Origin of the sequence: Rathayibacter sp. Leaf185 (assembly GCF_001423885.1) — a bacterium.
Lineage (GTDB): Bacteria > Actinomycetota > Actinomycetes > Actinomycetales > Microbacteriaceae > Rathayibacter.
This window is the reverse complement of the sequence record NZ_LMPP01000002.1, coordinates 136,172-155,859: the sequence shown is the minus strand read 5'-3', so window position 1 is coordinate 155,859 and position 19,688 is coordinate 136,172. Positions and strand designations below refer to the sequence as shown.

Sequence of the window (19,688 nt, the reverse complement as noted above, 5' to 3'; positions counted from 1 at the left end):
CCTCCGGTGCTCCCGTTCAGCCCCACGTCATCTCCCCCTTGGCGACCTTGGGCCCGATCTGGGCCGCGATCATCATCCCCGAGTCGGGGTACTTCTGCGCCAGAAGCGCGGTCGCGGCAGCGCCGTCCGCGGCCTCGGCCAGCACGTTCTCGAACTGCACCAGATACGCGCGGGTGTACTGCAGCGCGCTCGCATCGGTCGCGGTCTCGGGCAGGCGGTGGCCGGGGACGACGAGGTCGGGGTCGAGCGCGAGCATCTCGTCGAGCAGCTCGACCCACGCCGAGCGCTGCTCGGGAGTCGCGGTGTCAGCGGTCCAGACGTGCTCCTGCTGGAAGACGAGGACGCCCCCGAGGATCGCGCGCTGCTCCGGGTACCAGAGGTAGTGGCGGTCGGGCAGCGCCTCGGAGCCGCCGCGGAGCTCGAGTACCTCGCCGTCGATCTCGATCGAGTCGGAGGTGAGCGGCGAGATCTCGACGAGGCGCGTGGGCAGGTTCGCGCCGAGCGCGGCCCAGGCCGTCAGCTTGCCCTCGAACGAGGCGTGGATGTGCTCGATGACGATCGGAGTGGCGACGATCGCCGCCTCCGGGAACGCGTCGGCGACGACCTCGAGGCCGAAGTAGAAGTCGGGGTCGGCGTGGCTGACGAACACCGTCGTCAGAGTCTTCCCGGAGTCGAGGACCGCCGCGACGAGGCGGTGGCCGTCGGCGCGGGTGAAGCCGGCGTCGACGAGCACGGCCTCCGTCGGGCCGGACACGAGGACTGCGGACTTGTTCGGGGATCCGACCGGGAAGTCGAGATCGAAGACGTCGAAGGAGAGGGTCATGCTGAGCGGTCGCTTTCTCGAGCGCGCGGCGCGGATCGCCGTGCCTCCGAGACAACTTAGCTGCGCAGTCAGCTATTCCCGATCCGACCTGGAGAGTCAGGGCATGACGGGCAGCGCCCGCGCGGCGCCCTTGCTGAGCGCCTCCACCGCTACCGCGAAGCCCTCCCGCTGCTCCTCGGGGAGCACGGCGAGCATCGTCCGCTCGATGTTCGCGGCGTGCACCGCAGTGGCGCGCAGCAGCATCCGCTCCCCCTCCGCGGTGAGCTCGATCAGCTGCACGCGGGCGTCGTCGGAGGAGGGCCGGCGCCCGACGAGGCCGCGCTGCACCCCGCGCTGCACCAGTCTCGTCGCGCCACCCGAGGTGAGCACCCGTGCCTGCGCGATGTCGCGCACAGCGATCCCTCCCGCTCCCGCCCGCCCGACGACGACCAGCAGCTCGAACAGGGTGTGGTCGAGCCCCGTCTCCTCCTCGAGCGCCTTGGCGAGGACGTGCTCCCAGCCGTTCGCCGCGCCGAGCAGACGACCGAAGACGAGGATCCGCGGGTCGCCCACCGCCGCGCGCACGCTGGACATGGCCGGTTCCGAACTCATGCGCTCACCCTAGACAGCGGTGGCGGCGCGCACCTCCCGCACGCTCACCTCATCGAGCAGCCGTCACGTCGGCGCCGACGAGCACATCGCCCATCCCGCCCTCGCGCCACTCGCGCAGGAGACGGTGGAACGCGATCGGTCCGGGGCTGTAGGAGGCGCCTCCGATCGAGCGGGTGCCCTCGCCGTTGTAGTAGCCGGGCGTGCACTCGGCCTGGAACGCACGGGTGTCGGCGGCGGTCTCGTGAACGGTGCGCACCCACGCCTCCTCCGCCTCGGCGCTCGGCTCCAGGTAGCGGGCGCCGACCGCGCGGCCCCGGGCGATGACCGCGGCGATGTGCTCGGCCTGCTCGAGCAGGATGTGCGCGAAGTTCACCGAGTTGGCGTTCTGGATGCCGCTGAGGTGGAACAGGTTCGGGAAGCCGTGCGACGAGAAGCCGTGCAGGGTGCGCGGGCCGCGACCCCACGCCTCCAGGAGCGTGCGGCCGTCGCGGCCGGTCACGGGCAGCGTGCCCGACATCACGCCCGAGATCCCGACCTCGAAACCGGTCGCGAAGATCAGGCAGTCGACCTCGTACTCGGTGTCGCCGACGACCACCGACGTCTCGGTGACGCGTGTGATCCCGCCCGCGTCGGCCGTGTCGACGAGCCGCACGTTCGGGCGATTGAAGGTCGGCAGGTAGGTGTCGCTGAAGCCCGGGCGCTTGCACATGTAGCGGTACCAGGGCTTCAGGGCCTCGGCGGTCGCCGGGTCGTCGACGACCTCGTCGATCCGGGCGCGGAGGCGGTTCATCGTGTCGAGATCGTCGAGCTCGTCGCGTCGCTCGCGCTCCTCCGGGGTGAGGGTCTCGTCGACCGCTCCCGAGAGGATCTGCCGCTGCAGGGCGGTCGTCGCGGTCCAGCCGTCCTGCACGAGGCTCTCGTCGACGGGCTCGCCGGCGAGCACGGCGAGGAAGTTCTCCATCCGCTCGCGCTGCCAGCCGGGCCGGAGCGAGGCCGCCCATCGCGGATCGGTCGGCCTGTTGTCGCGGACGTCGACCGTCGACGGCGTGCGCTGGAAGACGACCAGCTCCTGCGCATCGGCGCCGACGTGGGGCACGACCTGGAGGCCGGTCGCTCCGGTGCCCACCACCGCGACCCGCTTGTCGGCGAGACCCGTCAGGCCGCCGTCGGCCGAGCCTCCGGTGTAGCCGTAGTCCCAGCGGCTGGTGTGGAAGGTGTGGCCGCGGAAGGTCTCGATCCCGGGGATGCCGGGGAGCTTGGCCTGGGTCATCGTGCCGGAGGAGGTGACGACGAAGCGGGCGCGGAAGCGGTCGCCGCGATCGGTGCCGACGACCCACTCGTCCGACTCCTCGTCCCAGTCGAGCGAGGTCGCCCGGGTCTGGAACAGCGCGTCGCGGTACAGCCCGTAGTGCTCGGCGATCGCGACAGCGTGCCGGCGGATCTCGTCGCCGGGCGCGTAGCGCTCGCTCGGCATCGTGCCGACCTCCTCCAGCAGCGGCATGTACACGAACGACTCGATGTCGCAGCGGACCCCCGGGTAGCGGTTCCAGTACCAGGTGCCGCCGACATCGCCCGCCTCGTCCATCAGGCGGATCGACTCGACTCCGGCCTCGCGCAGTCGGGAGGCCGTGAGCAGGCCGCCGAAGCCGGCTCCGATCACGAGGACCTCGACACGGTCGGCCACGGGCTCGCGCTCGACGCGCTCGGTGTACGGGTCCTTCGCGTAGTAGCCGAACTCGCCGGCGGCGCGGCGGTACTGCGTCGCTCCGTCCGGGCGGAGGCGGCGGTCGCGCTCGCGGCGGTACTTCTCGCGCGCGGCGTCGAGGTCGAGGGGATCGGTCGGGGCGGTCATCTGCGTCTCGCTTTCGTCGCGCCGCGCGGCGCGTCGACCGCGGGAGACCGGGCCGTCTGCGAGGAGCGGACCGCTCCCGACCTGACGCGCCGACACGACTCCGGATCGGTTCACTTGCTGATGCTCAGAAGGTTAGCCTCGAGCTAACCATTTGTGCTGGACGTCACCTGGGACCTACGGTGAGCGCATGCCCACCGACGACGCCCGCGCCCGAGCGATGGCAGGCATCGAGGCGCTGTCGATCGCGATCACCGTCCGCTCGATCCCTCGAGTGCTCGAGCCGCTGATGACGACGGACCTCACGATCCAGCAGCTCAAGGCGCTGAGCGTCGTGGTGACGACCGAGGAGGGGGCGACCGGCGCCGGCCTCGCCGAGCGCTTCGGCGTCTCGATGCCGTCGATGTCGAAGCTCGTCGACCGACTCGCCGCCGCCGAGCTCGTCACCCGCTCCGGCGATCGGCTCGATCACCGCGTGCGGCGGATCCACGCGACGCCCCTCGGTCGGGCGGTCGTCCGCGAGCTGATGGCGGCCCGCCCGGAGCTCGGCGAGGACGTGCTGTCGCGGCTCAGCCAGGACGAACTCGAGGCCCTCGAGACCGGGCTCCGGGCGATCAGTCGCGAGCTGCGCGCCCCGCGGGCCTGACGCGGGCCGCCGCCGGAGCCGCCTCGGGCTCGTCGAAGCCGGTCCGGCCCGCGGAATCCGCCGGTTCTCAGGAGCCGAACGCGAATCCGCGAGCCGAAGGCACCGCGCGCTACTGCACCGACCAGCCGCCGTCGGAGGCGAGCACGATCCCGTTCACGTTCGCGGAGTCGTCGCTCAGCAGCCAGGTGATCGAGGCGGCCATCGTGTCGGCCGAGACGACCGCCGGGATGAGCGCCATGAACGGCGAGAGCCGCTCGCGCCCGAACTCCGACGCCATCGTGCCCTCGATCGCCGTGGCCGTCGGGCCGGGGGCGACCGCGTTGGTGCGGATGCCGGAGGGCCCGTAGAGGAACGCCGCCGACTTCGTGATGCCCACGACCGCGTGCTTCGAGGCCGTGTAGGCGGTGCCGGCCGCGTTGCCGCGCAGCGACGCCTCCGAGGCGATGTTGACGACGGAGCCGCGGCCCTGCGCGAGCATGGCGGGCAGCACCGCGCGGCTGAGCGCGAACGTGCCGTCGACGTTGACCGAGAAGACGCGGCGCCAGAGGGAGTCGTCGACCTCGTGGAGAGGCATCATGCCGTCCATGATCCCGGCGATGTTGGCGAGCCCGTCGATCCTCTCCCCCGCCGCGGCGACGATGGCCGCGACTCCGTCGGCCGAGGTGATGTCGGCGGTCACGGTCACGACCGAGCCGTCGACGGAGGCGGCGGCCAGCTCGTCGATGCCCTTCGGCGCCACGTCGACCGCGATCACCCGGGCGCCCTCGCGCACGAGCCGGCGCGCGGTGGCCCGGCCGATGCCCGAGCCTGCGCCGGTGACGATGACGGTCCGATCCGCGAAGCGGGCCTGAGTCGCCGGCTCGGCCTCCTCTTCCGGGATCACGCCGCCGTTCACCTGCCTCACGAGCGTGTCGACGAGCTCCTGCGGGAACCGGCCGCCGCCGAGCTCGACGAGGGTCTGCAGGCTGAGACCGGCGGCCGGCGCGAGGTCGTCGGCCGACTGGCCGCCCTGGGCGAGGATCCCGCGGAGGATCGGGCCGCCGACGGAGTCGTCGAGCCACTCCTGGACGGTGTTCGTGGACGTGAGCATGCGGTTTCTCCTTGTGAGCAGCGGGATCAGAGGGCCGGGAGCAGGGCGAGCACGTCGCTCGTCGTGCCCGTCTCGCCGAGCACGGGCAGCACGCGGGCGACGCTGTTCTCGTGCGAGGCGAGCTGGAGGTCGGTGACGGCGTCGGTCGCGACGACCACCGAGTAGCCGAGGTCGTAGGCGGCGCGCGCGGTGGACTCGATGCCGAAGCCGGTGGTGAGTCCGGCGAGCACGACCTGGGTGACGCCGCGCTCGGCCAGAGCCTCGTGTAGCCCGGTCCCGCCGAAGGCGCTCCACGCACTCTTCACCATGACGATGTCGCCGCGGCCGAGAGCGGGCAGCGGAGCGATCGCCTCGGGAGGCAGGGCCGGCGCCGATCGGCCGCGGCCCACCTCCGTGCGCCCGGGATTCGGGTGGCCGAGGTCGGCCGTGATGAGCGCGACCGGCAGCCCGCGTCGGCGGAACCTCTCGGCGAGCGCGGCGGCCCGAGCGATGACGTCGCCGATGGGGTGGACCAGCGGATTCGCGATCGTCGCGGGCTGCAGGTCGACGACGACCAGCGCGGTCACGGAGTCGAGGGTGCTGATCGTCATCGCGCGTCGCTCCCGAAGGTGACGACGACCTTGTCGGCGGCGCCAGGAGTCGAGGCGGTGACGAAGGCCCGATCGACCTCGGAGAAGTCGACGACGTCGCTGACGATCACCGCGTACTTCTCCCAGTTCGCGACCAGATCCTCCGTCACCTCGAAGATCTCGGTCGGATATCCCATCGAGAGCACGATGGTCAGCTCGGTGCCGAGGATCGCGCCGAAGTCGACCTCGACCGGCTTCTTGTGCACGGCCACGATTCCGAGGGTCGCACCGTGCTTCGCCGCGCCGAGGATCGTCTGCACCACGATCGGCGCACCGGCCGCGTCGAGGAACACGTCGGTCGCGGGCTTGCGCTGCCCGCGACGCGCGGGCGCCTCGCCCTGCAGCTCGATCAGGCGCTCGACGACGCCCTCGCGCGCGGAGTCGACGACCGCGTCGGCGCCGACCGCGAGCGCCTTCTCGAGACGGGAGGGGATCACATCGACGACGGTGACGTGACCGGCGCCGAGCGCGCGGTAGGCGAGCACCGCGCCGAGGCCGATGGGGCCGGCTCCGAAGACCACGACGGCGTCGCCCGGCTTCGGCTGCGTGCGGTTGACGGCGTGGCGCGCGACGGCCATCGGCTCGTTGAGTGCCGCGACCTCGAAGGGGATGTGGTCCGGCACGATCTGCAGGCTCCGCCCGAGTTCTGCGTTCTCGATCAGGAGGAACTCGGCCATGCCTCCGCTCGTGCCGCCCGAGCCGATGATGCCGGTGGGCGCTGCCATCGGGTTGATGACGACGCGGGCGCCGATCGGGATGCCCTCGACGTCGGCGCCGACCGCCACGACCTCGCCGGCCGGCTCGTGGCCGAGCGGCGTGCGTCCCTCGATCCCGGGCAGTCCGCCGAGGGCGATGTACAGCGCATCGGAGCCGCATATGCCGCACGCGCGCACCCGCACCAGCACGTCGGCCGGTCCCGGAGTCGGGGTGTCGACCTCGACCGTCGTCGTCGTTCCGGGGGCCGTGACCATCGAGAGCTTCATCCGCTCGTCTCCTGTTCGTCGTGATCTGCCGCAAAGCTAGCCGATCGGCTAGCTTTCGACAACGCGCGCCTAGGATCGTCAGCGAACGAGGAGGAGCGATGGCCCGACCGGTCGGCAAGCGCGGCGAATCGCGGGCGCGCCTCCTGCAGACGGCGCTCCGGCTCTTCGGCGAGCGCGGGGTCAACGGCACGTCGCTGCAGAACATCGCCGACGAGCTCGGAGTGACCAAGGCCGCCGTCTACCACCAGTTCGCGTCGAAGGACGAGATCGTGCTCGCAGTCGTTCAGCCGGCCTTCGCGCGGATGGCCGAGCTGGTGCGCGAGGCCGATGCGACGCCTCCCGCGCGCGCGTTCGACGTCACGCTCGAAGGGCTGGTCGGGCTCGCGGTCGAGCACCGCGAGTTCGCCGCCGCGATCCAGCGCGACCCGGCGGTCGTGCAGCTGCTCTGGCGCGACCCCGCCTTCGTCGAGGCGACGACGGGCATCAACCGTCACCTGATCGGCTCCGATCCGTCGGCGGAGGCGCGCATCGCCCTCGCGGTCGCGGGCGGCGGCCTCATGATCGCCGGCATGGACCCGTCGCTCCGCTCGGCCGACCGCGACGTGCTGGCGCGCGTCCTCCTCGAGTCGGCGCGCACGGTGCTGGCGCCGTACCGCGCGGTGCCCGCGGAGTAGCGCGCCCGCTGATCGAGCAGCCCCGCAGGGGCGAATCGAGACCCACCACCCTCGGCAGGGCGATCAGCGGGCAGCCGGCGGGCGGCAGGCGCCGCCCGCAGGGGATAATCGGCGCACCTCCCCGACACGACCCGAGCAGGACGGTGCCCCATGGCCTGGCGCATGCCCGCGGAGACCGCTCCGCACGACCGCACCTGGATGACCTTCCCGGTCCCCGGGCCCTCCCTCGGCGACACCGCCGCCGAGCGCGAGGAGTGCTACGCCGCGTGGAGCGCCGTCGCCCTCGCCGTGGCCGAGTTCGAGCCGGTCTCGATGGTCGTCGACCCGAGCGAGACCGGGCGCGCGCGGCGGATGCTCGGCGCGGGAGCGGAGCTCCTCGAGGCCCCGGTCGACGAGTTCTGGATGCGCGACTTCGGCCCGACGTTCGTCGTCGACGACGAGCGGCCCGGCGTGCTCGGCGCCGTCGACTGGACCTTCAACGGCTGGGGCGACCCCGGCTGGTCCGAGTGGCGCAAGTCGGCCGAGATCGCCCGGTTCGCGAGTTCGGTCGCCGGCAGCGAGCTGGTCAGCTCGACCATGGTGAACGAGGGCGGGGGCATCCACGTCGACGGCGAGGGAACCGTCCTCGTCACCGAGACGGTGCAGCTCGATCCGCGCCGGAACCCCTACCTCGACCGCGCCCGTGTCGAGGCCGAGCTCGAGCGCACGATCGGAGCGACCCACGCGGTCTGGCTCCCCCGCGGGCTCACTCGCGACTACGACGACTTCGGCACGAACGGCCACGTCGACATCGTCGCGACGATCCCCTCGCCCGGGCGCCTCCTCCTGCACCGGCAGAACGACGGAGCCCACCCCGACCACGCCGTGATGCGCGGCATCCGCGCCCTGCTCGAGACGCAGACCGATGCCGCGGGGCGCCCGTTCGAGATCGTCGACGTCCCGGCGCCCGAGACGCTCCGCGACGCGGAGGGCTTCGTCGACTGGAGCTACCTCAACCACCTGGTCGTCAACGGCGGCGTGATCGCCTGCTCGTTCGGCGAGGCGCGCGCCGACGCGGTGGCGCAGGAGATCCTGGCCGAGGCGTACCCGGGTCGCCGCGTCGTCGCGGTCGATGCGCGGGCGATCTTCGCGCGCGGCGGAGGCGTGCACTGCATCACCCAGCAGCAGCCGAGCGTCGGGGCGGCCTCGTGATCGACGTCGTCGAGGCGTCGATCGACGACCTCGCCTCGGCACTCGCGAGCGGAGCCGTGACCGCCGTCGAGCTGGTCACCGCCTACCTCGCGCGCATCGCCGCCTACGACGCCCCCGGTACCGCGACGGCGCTGAACTCGGTCGTGGTCCGCAACCCGCGCGCGCTCGAGGAGGCGGCCGCCTCCGACACCCGCCGCGCCGCCGGCACCGCACGGGGCCCGCTCGACGGGATCCCCTATACCGCGAAGGACAGCTACCTCGTCGAGGGCCTGACCACCGCTGCCGGCAGCCCCGCCTTCGCCGACCTCGTCGCCCAGCGCGACGCGTTCAGCATCGAGCGCCTGCGCGCGGCCGGCGCGATCTGCCTCGGGCTGACGAACATGCCTCCGATGGCCAACGGCGGCATGCAGCGCGGGCTCTACGGCCGCGCCGAGAGCCCGTACAACGCGGGCTTCCTGGCCGCGCCGTTCGCCTCCGGCTCGTCTAACGGGTCGGGTACCGCGACGGCGGCGAGCTTCGCCGCGTTCGGCCTCGGCGAGGAGACCTGGTCGAGCGGCCGCGGCCCCGCCTCGAACAGCGGACTCTGCGCCTACACGCCCTCGCGCGGCGTGATCTCGGTGCGCGGCAACTGGCCGCTGGTGCCGACGATGGACGTCGTCGTGCCGCACACCCGAACGATGGCCGACCTGCTGGCCGTGCTCGACGTGCTCGTGGCCGACGACCCCGAGAGCCGCGGCGACTTCTGGCGGGTGCAGCCGTGGATCCCGCTGCCGCGGGCGTCCCAGGTGCGCCCGGCGTCGTACCGCGCGCTCGAGGGCGCCTCGCTCCAGGGCCTGCGGCTCGGCGTGCCGCGCCTGTATCTCGGCACCGATCCGGAGGCGGGGACCGCGGCGGAGCCGGGCATCGGCGGCCCGACCGGTCGCGCGATCACGCCCCGGGAGTCGGTGCTCGCGCTGTGGGAGGCGGCCCGCCGCGATCTCGAGGCGGCCGGCGCGGCCGTCGTCGAGGCGGACTTCCCGGTGGTGTCGAACTACGAGGGCGACCGGCCGGGGGCGCCGACGATCGCGACGCGCGGACTGGTGTCGCCCGAGTACCTCCGCCGCGAGATCGTCGACCTGGCGGCATGGGCCTGGGACGACTTCCTCGAGGCCAACGGCGACCCGGAGCTGCGGACCCTCGCCGACGTCGACGGGGCGCGCATCTTCCCCGCGCCGGTAGGGGCGCTGCCGGACCGGTACACGGGGTTCGAGGACGACATCGCCGACTACCCGGAGCAGGTGCGGCGGCATCCGGTCGCGGGCGTGACCGACATCCCGGAGCTGGCGGACGGACTTCGCGGGCTGGAGGAGACGCGTCGCGTCGACCTCGAGGAGTGGATGGCCGGCCTCTGGCTGGACGCCGTCGTATTCCCTGCGGTGGCGGATGTGGGCGCTGCCGACATGGATGTGGACGAAGCGTCGGCCGAGTCGGGGTGGCGGAACGGCGTGTGGGTGGCGAACGGGAATCTGGCGATCCGGCACCTCGGCATCCCGACGGTCACGGTGCCGATGGGCGTCGCGGCCGACATCGGGATGCCGGTGGGGCTGACGTTCGCGGGGGCCGCCTACGACGACTCGCGCCTCCTGGCGATCGCCGCCGCCTTCGAGGCGACCGGCCGCCGCCGCGCCGAGCCGCCGCGCACCCCGCGGCTGCCGAGCGACCCGCGGATCGAGCAGCCCGCGCAGCGGGGCTCCTCGACCAGCGGGCCGGCAGGCGATGGGCTCAGCGGCGCGCGGCCGAGCGGCCCGCGAAGCGGGTGTAGATCAGCAGCACGATGATCGCGCCGATGACCGAGCCGATGATGCCGGCCGGCTGGAGGAATCCGTCCATGGCGTCACGCTGGAACAGCAGGAAGCCGAGGAAGCCGCCGACGAACGAGCCGATGATGCCGAGCACGATCGTCATGAGGATGCTGATGTTCTGGCGTCCGGGGACGATCAGACGGGCGAGTGCCCCGGCGATGAGGCCGACGACGATGAGACTGATGATGAGACCGATCACGGTGGTCACCTTCCTGTAGCGCAGGGCTGGCCTGCAGTTCTCGACCCGGCGGGTGCGGGGCCGATGACCACGGAACCACCCCGGGGGCAGCGCCGGTACACCCCTGGGGGTGTAGCTCCGACTCTGGGAACTGGGGTAGCGTCCGACCATGCCCCGACCCGCGCCCCTCACCGTGGCGCTCGTCGACGACTACGACGTCGTCCTCACCGGGCTCGCGCACATGTTCGACCACTACCGCGACCGCATCCTGATCGCCGAGATCGACGCGAACGCCACTCTCTCGGACACGATCGACATCGTGCTCTACGACTCGTTCGCGCAGCCGGAGTCGGACCACCACGAGCTCGCGGAGCTGGTGCGCAACGAGCGCGCCCGGCACGTCGTCGTCTACACCTGGAACTTCCAGCCCGCGCTGATCGCCGACGCGCTCGAGCAGGGCGTGCACGGCTACCTCTCCAAGACGCTGCCCGCGCGGGAGCTCGTGGCGGCGCTGGAGCGCGTCGGCAGTGGCGAGATCGTCGTCAGCGACCCGCCCCGCCGCGCCGGCACCGCGCCCGGTCTCGACTGGCCCGGCCGGCACGAGGGCATCACCGACCGCGAGTCCGAGATCCTCGCGCTGATCACGCAGGGCAAGAGCAACGCCGAGGTGGCGTCACTCACCTATCTGAGCCCGAACACGGTGAAGTCCTACATCCGCAGCGTCTACGGCAAGATCGGCGCCGAGAGCCGCACCCAGGCCGTGCTCTGGGGAGTCGACCACGGCTTCACCCCCGACCACCACCGCATCGACCACTGGCTCGGCGGCCCCTAGCGCCTGGCGCGGGTCAGTCCCCGCCGCCGCCTCCGCCGCCGCCATCGCCACCGCCGCCATCGCCACCTCCGCCGTCGCCACCTCCGCCGTCGCCCCCGCCGCCGTCGCCCCCGGAGGAGTCGCCGCTCGAGCCGCTGTCGGAGGACCCCTGATCGTCGCCGCCGCGGTCGTCCCGCCCGCCGCCCGACGACGACCCGCCGTCGCCGGTCGCGGTGCCGGAGTCGCCGCGACGTCGCGGGGAGTCTGCTGTCGGCGCACCGGCGCGGGCGCGGAGGATCATCGCGACGACGGATCCGATGATCGCGATACCGACGACGATGGCCACGAGGATCGCGATCTGCTGGTTCTCCATGGTCGACTCCCGTCTGCGTGAGTGGATTCTCAGGACCACCGTACGACGACCGCGCGCAAGACGCCGGGCGCGCACCGCTACGGTGACCAGATGCCGAGACAGCCGACCATCCGCGACGTGGCGGTCAAGGCGGGCGTCTCGTACCAGACCGTCTCGCGTGTGCTCAACGACAGCCCGCAGCTGCGCCCGCGCACCCGGGAGCGCGTGCTCGCGGCGATCGACGAGCTCGGGTTCCGCCCCAGCGCCGCCGCTCGGGCGCTCGCGACCAGCCGCTCCGGACTCATCGGCATCCTCGCCGCCGAGAGCCACAGCTTCTACGGCACCGCCACCGCGATGGCCGCGATCGAGCAGGCGGCGCGCGACGCCGGCTACCGGGTGCCGGTGGTCAACGCCGCGCCCGATGCCGAGTCGCTGGCCGACGGTCTCGCACACCTCCAGCGAGAGTCGGTCGAGGCGATCGTGGTGCTCGCCCCGCAGGAGCGGGCGCTCGAGGCGATCGACAGCCTCGCGATCGGAGTCCCGTTCGTGACCCTCGGCGCGACCGGTCGCGGCGCCGACCCGCGCCTCCTGGTCGACCAGGCGGCGGGCGCCCGGCTCGCCACCGAGCACCTGCTCGCGCACGGCCACACCCGCATCGCGCACATCGCCGGCCCGCAGCACTGGGTCGAGGCGCACGCCCGCCTCGACGGCTTCACCGCGCGGATGAGCGAGGCGGGTCTCGCTCCCGCCGCCGTGATCGCGGGTGACTGGAGCGCCGAGTCGGGCTACCGCGCCGGTCTCCGCCTCCTCGACGAGGTGCCGGAGGTGACGGCCGTCGTCGCCGGGAACGATCAGATGGCCCTCGGGCTGCTGCACGCGTGCGCCGACCGCCGGGTCCGCGTACCCCGGGATCTCAGCGTCGTCGGCTTCGACGACGTGCCGGAGGCCGCGCACTACCAGCCGCCGCTGACGACCATCCGCCAGGACTTCGCCGAGGTGGGACGGCGCACGATCGGCGTCGTGCTCGCCGAGCTGCGAGGAGAGACGGCCGCCGTCGACGAGCCGGTGCCTCCGGAGCTGGTCGAGCGCGCGTCGACGACGCGGCACGACGCCGGCTGAGAGCCCGCGAGCGAGGCCTCGCCTACGGGGTGCGGGAGCGGCGCGGGATCGCCGCGATGTCGACTCCGAGGACGCCCCTGAGGTGCGAGGCGAAGCGGCGTTCGAGCTCGGCGCACTCGGGATCGCCCTCCGGCCAGATCCGCGCGGCCGTACAGGCCGCCGCGAGTCGCTCGGGACTCGCATCCGACCACCATTCGGGCTCGGCTGCGGCCGCCAGCAGGGCGCGCGCCTCCTCGACCTCCCGCCGCAGGCGGCCGAGCAGCCGGCGCATCAGATCGGGATCGGACTTGGCGGCCCAGAGGTCGTCGATGTACGAATCGAGGGTGGCGTCACCGAGGCGGCAGGCCTCGACGACGACCTCGCGAGCGAGCGCCGGCGAGAGGGCAGGGGACTGCGTCATGGGGGTCCTTCGGCGGTGCGGGGGCTGCGTACCGCTCGTCGATGACGTTATCTGAACGGTTCCTCAGGAGGCAGGTGTTGACAGGACCCCTGTGCGCGTCCAGTCGGTGGCCGAGAGTTCCGTCGCACCGCGCATTGCCGACCGCGAGGCGTTTCGCCTAGGCTGACCCGGGGCTTTGTGAACGGTCACATCGCCCGAGCGAGGAGCACCATGGACCAGCGACGGCCCGCCCCCGCCGAGGCGATCTCGAGTGGCGCGACAGCCCTCGGCATCGAGCTCGGCTCCACCCGGATCAAGGCGTGCCTCGTCGATGCCGCCGATCCCTCGATCGTGCTCGCGGTCGGCAGCCACGAGTGGGAGAACCAGCTCGTCGACCGGCGCTGGACCTACTCGCTCGACGCCGTGCACGCGGGGCTCCAGGCCGCCTACGCCGACCTCGTCGCCGACGCGCAGCAGCGCCACGGCGCGACCCTCACGACCGTCGGCGCCCTCGGAGTCTCGGCGATGATGCACGGCTACCTCGCGTTCGACGCGGCCGGCGAGCTGCTCGTGCCGTTCCGCACCTGGCGCAACACCAGCACCGGCCCCGCCTCGGCCGAGCTCACCGAGCTCTTCGGCGCCAACATCCCGCTGCGCTGGTCGCTCGCGCACCTGCATCAGGCGGTCCTCGACTCCGAGCCGCACGTCGAGCGGATCGACTTCCTCACGACCCTCGCCGGCTACGTGCACTGGCAGCTGACCGGCGAGAAGGTCCTCGGAGTCGGCGACGCCTCCGGCATGGTCCCGACCGACCCTGCGACCCGCGACTACGACGAGACCGTCCTCGAGCGCTACGACGCCCGCGTGGCCGGCGCCCTGCCTCCGCTGCGCGACCTGCTGCCCGCCGTCCTCCCCGCCGGCGCCGCCGCCGGCGAGCTGACCACCGAGGGCGCGCTGCTGCTCGATCCGACCGGCGCCCTGCAGCCCGGTGCGCCGTTCTGCCCGCCCGAGGGCGACGCCGGCACCGGCATGGTCGCCACCAACTCCGTGGCCCCGCGCACCGGCAACGTCAGCGCGGGCACCAGCATCTTCGCGATGGTCGTGCTCGAGCGCCCCCTCGAGAGCGTCCACCACGAGCTCGACCTGGTCGCGACTCCGGCCGGCGACCTCGTCGCGATGGTGCACTGCAACAACGGCGCCAGCGAGCTCGCGACCTGGGTGAGCCTCTTCTCGCGGTTCGCCGAGGCGCAGGGCGGCCCCTCCGACAGCGACGCCGTCTACGGCACCCTCTTCGCCGAGGCGCTCGAGGGCGAGGCCGACGCGGGCGGACTGCTCGCCTACAACCACCTCGCGGGCGAGCCGATCGCGGGCCTCGTCGAGGGCCGCCCGCTCGTCGTGCGCACCCCCGACTCGCGCCTCACCCTCGCGAACTTCATGCGCGCCCAGCTCTACGGCGTGTTCGGCACCCTCGCCCTCGGCATGCGCGTGCTCGCCGGTGAGGGCGTGCGCATCGACGAGATGTTCGCGCACGGTGGCATGTTCCGCACGGCCGGAGTCGCGCAGCGCTTCCTCGCCGGTGCGCTCGACGCGCCGGTGTCGGTCGCCGCGACCGCCTCCGAGGGCGGACCGTGGGGCATGGCCGTGCTCGCCGCCTACCGCCTCACCGACGGCGTGACCCTCGACGCCTACCTGACCGAGACGGTGTTCGGCGACGGGGAGTTCGAGACCGTCGCGCCCTCCCCCGACGACGTCGCCGGATTCACCGCCTACCTCGAGCGCTACCGCGCCGGCCTCGCCGTCGAGCAGACGGCCGTCGACACCCTCACCACGCAAGGAGACACCGCATGAGTTCCGAGAGCACGGGCTTCGGCCCCGACATCGAGGAGGCGATCACGCGCGTCCGAGAGGACGTCGCCCGCCTCCACGCCGAGCTGGTCCGCTACGGCCTCGTCATCTGGACGGGCGGCAACATCTCGGGCCGCGTGCCCGGTGCCGACCTGTTCGTGATCAAGCCGAGCGGAGTCTCCTACGACGACCTCGCGCCCGAGAACATGATCCTCTGCGACCTCGACGGAGTCGTCGTGCCCGGCAGCCTCGGCAGCGAGCGCGGCCCCTCGAGCGACACCGCGGCACACGCCTACGTGTACCGCGAGATGCCCGAGGTCGGCGGAGTCGTGCACACGCACTCCACCTACGCGACCGCCTGGGCCGCCCGCGCCGAGGCGATCCCCTGCGTGATCACCGCGATGGCCGACGAGTTCGGCGGCGAGATCCCCATCGGCCCGTTCGCGATCATCGGCGACGACTCCATCGGAGTCGGCATCGTCGCGACGCTGACCGGCCACCGCTCGCGCGCGGTCCTGATGCAGAACCACGGAGTCTTCACCATCGGCAAGGACGCGAAGGACGCCGTGAAGGCGGCCGTCATGGCCGAGGACGTCGCCCGCACCGTGCACCTCGCGCGCCAGGGCGGCGAGCTCGTGCCGATCCCGCAGGAGTCGATCGACGCCCTGTTCGACCGCTACCAGAACGTCTACGGACAGAACCCCACCGGAGCACTCGCATGACCCGCAGCATCATCCCGAACCTCGCCGAGCGCACCGTCTGGTTCCTGACCGGCAGCCAGGACCTCTACGGCGAGGACACCCTCCGCCAGGTCGCCGAGCAGTCGCAGGCCGTCGTCGCGCAGCTGAACGAGTCGTCGTCGATCCCCGTCACCATCAAGTGGAAGCCGGTGCTGAAGAGCTCCGACGCGATCCGCCGCACGATGATCGAGGCCAACTCCGACGACTCCGTCGTGGGCGTGATCACCTGGATGCACACCTTCAGCCCCTCGAAGATGTGGATCCACGGCTTCGACGCGCTCGCCAAGCCGCTGCTGCACTTCCACACCCAGGCCAACGTGGCCCTGCCGTGGCAGGACATCGACTTCGACTTCATGAACCTCAACCAGGCCGCGCACGGCGACCGCGAGCACGGCTACATCCTCAGCCGGATGAGCGTGCCGCGGAAGACGGTCGTCGGCCACGCCAGCGACCCGAAGGTGACCTCGTCGATCGGCGTCTGGTCGCGCGCGGCCGCCGGCTGGTCGGCGTCGCAGGGCATGAAGGTCGCGCGCTTCGGCGACAACATGCGCAACGTCGCGGTCACCGAGGGCGACAAGACCGAGGCCGAGATCCGTCTCGGCGTCAGCGTCAACACCTGGGGCGTCAACGAGCTCGTCGAGCGCGTCGACGCGGCGACCTCCGAGCAGATCGACGCCCTCGTCGCCGAGTACGTCGAGAGCTACGACGTGGTTCCCGAGCTGCTCCCCGGCGGCGAGCGCCACGAGTCGCTCCGCTACGGCGCCGCGATCGAGATCGGCCTGCGCTCGTTCCTGGAGGAGGGCGGCTTCGAGGCGTTCACCGACTCCTTCGAGGACCTCGGCGGGCTCCGCCAGCTCCCCGGCCTCGCCGTGCAGCGCCTGATGGCCGATGGCTACGGCTTCGGCGGCGAGGGCGACTGGAAGACCGCCGTCCTCATCCGCATCGCCGCCGTCATGGGCGCCGGGCTCCCCGGCGGCACCAGCCTGATGGAGGACTACACCTACGACATGACGCCCGGCGAGGAGCTCATCCTCGGCGCGCACATGCTCGAGGTGTCGCCGTCGCTGTCGTCGAAGCGCGCCACGCTCGAGATCCACCCGCTGGGCATCGGCGGCCGCGAGGACCCGGTGCGCCTGGTCTTCACCGCCGACGCCGGCGATGCGGTCGTCGTCGCACTGAGCGACGTGCGCGAGCGCTTCCGCCTGGTGGCGAACAAGGTGACCACCGTCGTGCCGCCGCAGACGCTGCCCCACCTCCCGGTCGGCCGCGCCGTCTGGCAGCCCGCCCCCGACTTCGGCACCAGCGCCGCCGCGTGGATCACCGCGGGCGCCGCGCACCACACGGTGATGACGACGCAGATCGGCCTGGAGGCGTGGGAGGACTTCGCCCGCATCGCCGGCGTCGAGCTGCTGATCATCGACGAGTCGACGACCCTCCGCGGCTTCGAGGCCGACATCCGCTCGAACGCCGCGTACTACCGCCTCGCTCAGGGCCTGTAGGCCGCTGCAGCACTGAACGGCCGGCTCCCCGGAGGGGCCGGCCGTTCTGTGTACTCGCCCGCGGACCACCACATCTACGTGCTAACGTCCAGATAATCGTTCAGCCCGCCCGGATAGCTCCGGTGCGGGCTGGATTTCTTTCGGGGCTCGAGGGGATCGAGACCGTGGCCGGAAACCCGAAGAACTTCACGACGATCCCGCAACAGGCTGCCATCCTCACAAGTCGCGGCATGATCCTCGACATCGATGCAGAGCAGTGGCTCCGTTCGGTCAATTACTACAGGCTCAGCGGCTACTGGTTCGTCTACCGGAAGCTGGAGACCGTAGGCGGGCAGCTCCGACGAGGGGACGATTTCCACGCGGGTACGCGATTCTCCGAGGTCGCCGCGCTCTACGAATTCGACCGGCAGCTGCGCACCCTCGTTCACGACGGCGTCGAACGATTCGAGATCGCTCTTCGCCGCGCCGTGACCGATGTCATAGCTCGTCACGATCCGCTCGGCCATCGGAATTCAGCGCTCTTCCGATCCGACTTCGACCATGCGGGCTGGCTCGCGAAGTCACAGGATCGCGTAGCCCGAGCAGCGCGACGCTCGGACTCCATCAGACACCACCAGGACAAGCTCGGAGGGACGATTCCCCTCTGGGTACTGGTGGAGGTACTCGACTTCGCTGACGTCTCCCTCCTGGTCGAAGGGATGACCGCGACGGATCAGTGGTCGATTGCTTCCGAACTGGGCCTGATCCCAGACCTCACGCTTCTCAGTGGAAACCAGCTCACGAAGGCGAAGAGACGCCATCCCATCGTCAACTGGCTGGAACAGCTATCGCTCGTGCGCAACATCTGCGCTCACCACGGTCGGCTGTGGAATCGAACCGTCATCCCAGCGGGCACAGCCTTGATGCGCGCGGTCCCGAGGCTCTCCTCACTACCCGTCGGGCAGAGTGAGAGCACTTACGGATCATTGGCGCTTCTGGCGAAGACCATGGAGGCGACTTTGCCGGGCTCTTCGTGGCGAGAGAAACTCGTGAGACTCGTGACGAGGAGACTCGAAGGAGAGACCGGTCGATCTGCCGCCGAGATGGGTTTTCCCACCGGTTGGGCCGAAGACGATCTCTGGACTTAGACCGATACGCAGGCAGGGCCGCGGGGGCTGAGAACTCGGAGCCGCGCTGACGCGATAGCCGAGCTCTCAGCCCTCGACGTCCTGTCAGCGCGAGGTCGAGAACGCCGCGTCGAACGCGTCCGCCGGCGGCGTGATCGCGTTGAGCTTCCGCACGAAGGCGAGTGCCTCGGGCGCCCCGGCGAGGCGGTCCATGCCCGCGTCCTCCCACTCCACGCTCGTCGGCCCGGTGTAGCCGATCGCGTTCAGCGCGCGGAACACCGGCTCCCACGGCACGCTGCCGTGCCCGGTCGAGACGAACGTCCAGCCGCGACGCGGGTTCGCCCAGGGCAGATGCGAGCCGAGCACACCGTTGCGGCCATCGAGATTGGTCACCGACTCCTTCACGTGAACGTGGAAGATGTGCTCCGCGAAATCGAGGACGAACGCGACGCTGTCGAGCTGCTGCCAGACGAAGTGCGACGGGTCGAAGTTGAAGCCGAACGACGCCCGATGCCCGATCGCCTCGAGAGTGCGCTTCGCGGTCCAGTAGTCGTACGCGATCTCGCTCGGGTGCACCTCGAGAGCGAACCGCACACCCACCTCCTCGAACACGTCCAGGATCGGGTGGAAGCGGTCCGCGAAGTCCTGATACCCGGCGGCGACCCACTCGTCGGAGGCGGGCGGGAACATCGCCACGCCCCGCCAGATCGAGGATCCCGAGAAGCCATTGACCTGCTTCACGCCGAGCGCCGCGGCGAAGCGCGCCGTGTCCTTCAGGTCCTGCGCGGCACGCTGCCGAACGCCCTCGGGGTCACCGTCGCCCCAGACACGGTCGCTGAGGATGTCACGGTGCCGCGAGTCGATCGGGTCATCGCAGACGGCCTGGCCGGTGAGGTGGTTCGAGATCGCCCACACCTTCAGGCCGTTGGCGGCGAGGATGTCCTTCCGGCTCTGCACGTACTCCGCGTCGTCCCAGCGGGCGACGTCGATGTGGTCGCCCCAGCAGGCGATCTCGAGGCCGTCGTAGCCCCACTCGCCCGCGAGCCGCGCCACCTCCTCGAACGGGAGGTCGGCCCACTGGCCCGTGAACAGGGTGATCGGTCGCGTCATCGCGGTTCCTCACTCTCGGCTCCCCGCGCGCTCGAGGCCCGCGAGGGGAAATTTGAAGTTACTCGCAACATATCAGGGCCGTCTGCTCGGAGGGAGCCGACGCTCCCGGTTTCTCGCGCGGCTGGCACACGCAGCGCCCGACGCGCTCCGCCGAACGCCCGGCCTCGCCGTCCCGGGCGCGAAAGTCAACCCTCGTGACGGCCGGGCGGGGACGTCGTCCACTGGTCAGGAG

Annotated in this window: 20 protein-coding genes; 10 read left to right on the top strand and 10 right to left on the bottom strand. The window is 71.7% G+C overall.

Going from position 1 to position 19,688, the window contains the following annotated elements; translation table 11 throughout:
* Positions 1–16: 16 nt before the first annotated feature.
* From ASG06_RS08025 to ASG06_RS08015, 3 genes are all read right to left on the bottom strand, one after another.
* A complete protein-coding gene (locus ASG06_RS08025; protein WP_056040852.1) occupies positions 17–823 on the bottom strand; it encodes an MBL fold metallo-hydrolase in 807 nt (268 codons plus the stop codon).
* A 96-nt stretch (positions 824–919) separates the two neighbouring features.
* Positions 920–1,414 carry a MarR family winged helix-turn-helix transcriptional regulator gene (locus ASG06_RS08020; RefSeq protein ID WP_197409394.1) on the bottom strand — a complete coding sequence of 165 codons (495 nt, stop codon included), beginning with the start codon at positions 1,412–1,414 and terminating at the stop codon, positions 920–922.
* 49 nt (positions 1,415–1,463) lie between these two features.
* A complete protein-coding gene (locus tag ASG06_RS08015; protein WP_056042438.1) occupies positions 1,464–3,266 on the bottom strand; it encodes a flavin-containing monooxygenase in 1,803 nt (600 codons plus the stop codon).
* A gap of 187 nt (positions 3,267–3,453) precedes the next feature.
* Here ASG06_RS08015 and ASG06_RS08010 point away from each other — a divergent pair, with 187 nt between their 5' ends.
* On the top strand, positions 3,454–3,909 hold the full coding sequence (locus ASG06_RS08010) for a MarR family winged helix-turn-helix transcriptional regulator (protein WP_056040848.1): 456 nt from the start codon (positions 3,454–3,456) through the stop codon (positions 3,907–3,909).
* 109 nt (positions 3,910–4,018) lie between these two features.
* Here ASG06_RS08010 and ASG06_RS08005 read toward each other — a convergent pair whose 3' ends face one another.
* Genes ASG06_RS08005 through ASG06_RS07995 form a run of 3 tightly spaced genes read right to left on the bottom strand, consistent with a single transcriptional unit; the run spans position 4,019 to position 6,611 of the window.
* Positions 4,019–4,999 carry an SDR family NAD(P)-dependent oxidoreductase gene (locus ASG06_RS08005; RefSeq protein ID WP_056040846.1) on the bottom strand — a complete coding sequence of 327 codons (981 nt, stop codon included), beginning with the start codon at positions 4,997–4,999 and terminating at the stop codon, positions 4,019–4,021.
* Between the two features lie 26 nt (positions 5,000–5,025).
* On the bottom strand, positions 5,026–5,589 hold the full coding sequence (locus tag ASG06_RS08000; RefSeq protein WP_056040844.1) for a cysteine hydrolase family protein: 564 nt from the start codon (positions 5,587–5,589) through the stop codon (positions 5,026–5,028).
* A complete protein-coding gene (locus tag ASG06_RS07995; protein WP_056040842.1) occupies positions 5,586–6,611 on the bottom strand; it encodes a zinc-dependent alcohol dehydrogenase in 1,026 nt (341 codons plus the stop codon). The genes ASG06_RS08000 and ASG06_RS07995 overlap by 4 nt, the downstream gene beginning before the upstream one ends.
* A 98-nt stretch (positions 6,612–6,709) precedes the next feature.
* Here ASG06_RS07995 and ASG06_RS07990 point away from each other — a divergent pair, with 98 nt between their 5' ends.
* From ASG06_RS07990 to ASG06_RS07980, 3 genes are all read left to right on the top strand, one after another.
* Positions 6,710–7,285, top strand: coding sequence for a TetR/AcrR family transcriptional regulator (locus ASG06_RS07990; RefSeq protein ID WP_056040838.1), 576 nt, complete (start codon positions 6,710–6,712; stop codon positions 7,283–7,285).
* Positions 7,286–7,435: 150 nt separating this feature from the next.
* The gene (locus ASG06_RS07985; RefSeq protein WP_056040836.1) at positions 7,436–8,476 is read left to right on the top strand and encodes an agmatine deiminase family protein; all 1,041 of its coding nucleotides are present in this window, start codon (positions 7,436–7,438) and stop codon (positions 8,474–8,476) included.
* Positions 8,473–10,293: an amidase gene (locus ASG06_RS07980; RefSeq protein ID WP_082499062.1), complete on the top strand. Its 1,821-nt coding sequence runs from the start codon at positions 8,473–8,475 to the stop codon at positions 10,291–10,293. Before ASG06_RS07985 ends, ASG06_RS07980 begins: the two co-directional genes overlap by 4 nt.
* Here ASG06_RS07980 and ASG06_RS07975 read toward each other — a convergent pair.
* A complete protein-coding gene (locus ASG06_RS07975) occupies positions 10,238–10,516 on the bottom strand; it encodes a GlsB/YeaQ/YmgE family stress response membrane protein (protein WP_056042437.1) in 279 nt (92 codons plus the stop codon). The genes ASG06_RS07980 and ASG06_RS07975 overlap by 56 nt on opposite strands.
* A 148-nt stretch (positions 10,517–10,664) precedes the next feature.
* Here ASG06_RS07975 and ASG06_RS07970 point away from each other — a divergent pair, with 148 nt between their 5' ends.
* Complete coding sequence (locus tag ASG06_RS07970) at positions 10,665–11,327, top strand: response regulator transcription factor (protein ID WP_056040834.1); 663 nt, start codon at positions 10,665–10,667, stop codon at positions 11,325–11,327.
* 13 nt (positions 11,328–11,340) lie between these two features.
* Here the strand turns inward: ASG06_RS07970 and ASG06_RS20225 are convergent, their stop codons facing one another.
* Positions 11,341–11,679: a hypothetical protein gene (locus ASG06_RS20225; protein WP_056040832.1), complete on the bottom strand. Its 339-nt coding sequence runs from the start codon at positions 11,677–11,679 to the stop codon at positions 11,341–11,343.
* Between the two features lie 90 nt (positions 11,680–11,769).
* On the opposite strand from ASG06_RS20225, the gene ASG06_RS07960 reads away from it, so the two are divergent.
* The gene (locus ASG06_RS07960) at positions 11,770–12,777 is read left to right on the top strand and encodes a LacI family DNA-binding transcriptional regulator (protein ID WP_056042434.1); all 1,008 of its coding nucleotides are present in this window, start codon (positions 11,770–11,772) and stop codon (positions 12,775–12,777) included.
* 22 nt (positions 12,778–12,799) lie between these two features.
* Here ASG06_RS07960 and ASG06_RS07955 read toward each other — a convergent pair whose 3' ends face one another.
* The gene (locus tag ASG06_RS07955) at positions 12,800–13,177 is read right to left on the bottom strand and encodes a hypothetical protein (RefSeq protein WP_056040830.1); all 378 of its coding nucleotides are present in this window, start codon (positions 13,175–13,177) and stop codon (positions 12,800–12,802) included.
* 210 nt (positions 13,178–13,387) lie between these two features.
* Here ASG06_RS07955 and ASG06_RS07950 point away from each other — a divergent pair, with 210 nt between their 5' ends.
* The 4 genes from ASG06_RS07950 (at position 13,388) to ASG06_RS07935 (ending at position 18,367) form a co-directional block, all read left to right on the top strand.
* A complete protein-coding gene (locus tag ASG06_RS07950; protein ID WP_056040828.1) occupies positions 13,388–15,004 on the top strand; it encodes a xylulokinase in 1,617 nt (538 codons plus the stop codon).
* Positions 15,001–15,723, top strand: a complete 723-nt coding sequence (locus ASG06_RS07945; protein WP_056040826.1) for an L-ribulose-5-phosphate 4-epimerase — start codon at positions 15,001–15,003, stop codon at positions 15,721–15,723. Before ASG06_RS07950 ends, ASG06_RS07945 begins: the two co-directional genes overlap by 4 nt.
* The gene (gene araA, locus ASG06_RS07940) at positions 15,720–17,240 is read left to right on the top strand and encodes an L-arabinose isomerase (protein ID WP_056040824.1); all 1,521 of its coding nucleotides are present in this window, start codon (positions 15,720–15,722) and stop codon (positions 17,238–17,240) included. The genes ASG06_RS07945 and araA overlap by 4 nt, the downstream gene beginning before the upstream one ends.
* Positions 17,241–17,404: 164 nt before the next feature.
* The gene (locus ASG06_RS07935; protein ID WP_156465929.1) at positions 17,405–18,367 is read left to right on the top strand and encodes an Abi family protein; all 963 of its coding nucleotides are present in this window, start codon (positions 17,405–17,407) and stop codon (positions 18,365–18,367) included.
* Positions 18,368–18,451: 84 nt separating this feature from the next.
* Here the strand turns inward: ASG06_RS07935 and ASG06_RS07930 are convergent, their stop codons facing one another.
* Positions 18,452–19,456 (bottom strand): sugar phosphate isomerase/epimerase family protein, encoded by a 1,005-nt coding sequence (locus ASG06_RS07930; protein WP_056040820.1) that lies wholly within the window; start codon positions 19,454–19,456, stop codon positions 18,452–18,454.
* Between the last annotated feature and the right edge of the window lie 232 nt (positions 19,457–19,688).

What these genes read in the sequence shown, in the direction of transcription:
- ASG06_RS08025 (WP_056040852.1), bottom strand. Translation starts at nt 823, where the DNA reads ATGACCCTCTCCTTCGACGTCTTCGATCTCGACTTCCCGGTCGGATCC.
- ASG06_RS08020 (WP_197409394.1), bottom strand. Translation starts at nt 1,414, where the DNA reads ATGAGTTCGGAACCGGCCATGTCCAGCGTGCGCGCGGCGGTGGGCGAC.
- ASG06_RS08015 (WP_056042438.1), bottom strand. Translation starts at nt 3,266, where the DNA reads ATGACCGCCCCGACCGATCCCCTCGACCTCGACGCCGCGCGCGAGAAG.
- ASG06_RS08010 (WP_056040848.1), top strand. Translation starts at nt 3,454, where the DNA reads ATGCCCACCGACGACGCCCGCGCCCGAGCGATGGCAGGCATCGAGGCG.
- ASG06_RS08005 (WP_056040846.1), bottom strand. Translation starts at nt 4,999, where the DNA reads ATGCTCACGTCCACGAACACCGTCCAGGAGTGGCTCGACGACTCCGTC.
- ASG06_RS08000 (WP_056040844.1), bottom strand. Translation starts at nt 5,589, where the DNA reads ATGACGATCAGCACCCTCGACTCCGTGACCGCGCTGGTCGTCGTCGAC.
- ASG06_RS07995 (WP_056040842.1), bottom strand. Translation starts at nt 6,611, where the DNA reads ATGAAGCTCTCGATGGTCACGGCCCCCGGAACGACGACGACGGTCGAG.
- ASG06_RS07990 (WP_056040838.1), top strand. Translation starts at nt 6,710, where the DNA reads ATGGCCCGACCGGTCGGCAAGCGCGGCGAATCGCGGGCGCGCCTCCTG.
- ASG06_RS07985 (WP_056040836.1), top strand. Translation starts at nt 7,436, where the DNA reads ATGGCCTGGCGCATGCCCGCGGAGACCGCTCCGCACGACCGCACCTGG.
- ASG06_RS07970 (WP_056040834.1), top strand. Translation starts at nt 10,665, where the DNA reads ATGCCCCGACCCGCGCCCCTCACCGTGGCGCTCGTCGACGACTACGAC.
- ASG06_RS20225 (WP_056040832.1), bottom strand. Translation starts at nt 11,679, where the DNA reads ATGGAGAACCAGCAGATCGCGATCCTCGTGGCCATCGTCGTCGGTATC.
- ASG06_RS07960 (WP_056042434.1), top strand. Translation starts at nt 11,770, where the DNA reads ATGCCGAGACAGCCGACCATCCGCGACGTGGCGGTCAAGGCGGGCGTC.
- ASG06_RS07955 (WP_056040830.1), bottom strand. Translation starts at nt 13,177, where the DNA reads ATGACGCAGTCCCCTGCCCTCTCGCCGGCGCTCGCTCGCGAGGTCGTC.
- ASG06_RS07950 (WP_056040828.1), top strand. Translation starts at nt 13,388, where the DNA reads ATGGACCAGCGACGGCCCGCCCCCGCCGAGGCGATCTCGAGTGGCGCG.
- ASG06_RS07945 (WP_056040826.1), top strand. Translation starts at nt 15,001, where the DNA reads ATGAGTTCCGAGAGCACGGGCTTCGGCCCCGACATCGAGGAGGCGATC.
- araA (WP_056040824.1), top strand. Translation starts at nt 15,720, where the DNA reads ATGACCCGCAGCATCATCCCGAACCTCGCCGAGCGCACCGTCTGGTTC.
- ASG06_RS07930 (WP_056040820.1), bottom strand. Translation starts at nt 19,456, where the DNA reads ATGACGCGACCGATCACCCTGTTCACGGGCCAGTGGGCCGACCTCCCG.